The 1,311-nt window shown below is 36.3% G+C and carries 1 protein-coding gene and 1 pseudogene; both read left to right on the top strand.

Features of this window, described 5'->3' with window-relative positions:
• Nucleotides 1-203: pseudogene (locus tag G601_RS26520) on the top strand (tyrosine-type recombinase/integrase); the annotation flags it as partial.
• Nucleotides 190-1,218, top strand: coding sequence for a tyrosine-type recombinase/integrase (locus tag G601_RS0113800; protein ID WP_026665712.1), 1,029 nt, complete (start codon nt 190-192; stop codon nt 1,216-1,218). The pseudogene G601_RS26520 and the gene G601_RS0113800, both read left to right, overlap by 14 nt.
• Nucleotides 1,219-1,311 lie beyond the last annotated feature (93 nt).

Below are 1,311 nucleotides of genomic sequence, written 5' to 3' on the forward strand. Positions count from 1 at the left end.
CGTTTAAGCAGATGGTAGACAACGGCGTTGATCTTTATGTTGCATTACCGGTACTGTCAACATACCTTGGACATAAAACAATATATGCAACTGAAAAGTATTTACGCCTTACAGTAAACATTTACCCCTACATAGAAGAAAAATGGGCTGCAAGTATAAATGATATTTTTGGAAAGGTGGCGACTATCTATGAACAGGACTGACTTTGCCATCTTCTTGAACAAGTACTTAACTGATTACATGGTAAATGATCGTGGCTGTAGCGCTAAAACAATTGATTCATATAGAAATGCATTCATTAATCTTTTGCAATACTATTCAGAAGAGGAATCCATTGACGCTGATAAAGTAACGTTATCCGATTTGACATATGAAAATATCATTAGATTTCTTGAATGGTTACAAGAGCACCAGCATAATAGCATTTCATCACGAAATCAAAAACAAGCTGCAATAAATAGTTTTATCCGGTATCTCTCATATGTAAAGCCGGAATATATGCCGGAATATCAAAGGATACTTGGAATTCCAATAAAGAAGGTTCCGCAGAAAGAGATATCTTATCTCAAAGAGGATGGCATAAAACTCTTAATGGAGCAAATCCCACTACATAACACAAACGGATTAAGGGATTACATAATTCTGATGATGCTCTATACAACAGGGATGAGGGTAAGTGAACTTATAAACATAAGAGTAAAAGACATATCGCTTACATCTCCATATACAGTACTCGTACACGGGAAAGGACAAAAGAGCCGATTTGTTCCATTAAGCAGCCTTATAATTCCGATAATCAAACAGTACATTAAAGAAATGCATTACGATGTCCCTTCACATATGGATGACTGGCTTTTTATTAACCACATGAAAAACCAATTCACTAGACAAGGGATATGTTACATAGTAACAAAGTACTCTGATGCAGCCAGAAAAATAGACCCTAACCTAATACCAGTAGATATGAGCCCTCACAAGCTCAGGCATTCAACAGCTATGGGTTTAGTTGCTTCGGGTGTTGATTTAATTTACATCAGAGACTTACTCGGACATGTAAGCGTTAGAACAACTGAACGATATGCAAGAGCTGATGCCAAACTCAAGCGTGAAGCCATTGAAGCAGCCAGCAAAGAAATCGTTCCAAAGGAAGAGCCACAGTGGGATAATAATATATCACTTAAGAGTTGGCTTAAGGATCTGTGCAAATCTAAACTTTAAGAATCATTATGTAAAGAAATCCATTAGTAATGCCTGAAAATAGGCTGACTTTAATGGGTTTCTTTACATAAAAAATAACTTGTCATAACCTTT

The sequence above is a fragment of the Butyrivibrio sp. FC2001 genome (assembly GCF_000424125.1).
Lineage (GTDB): Bacteria > Bacillota > Clostridia > Lachnospirales > Lachnospiraceae > Butyrivibrio.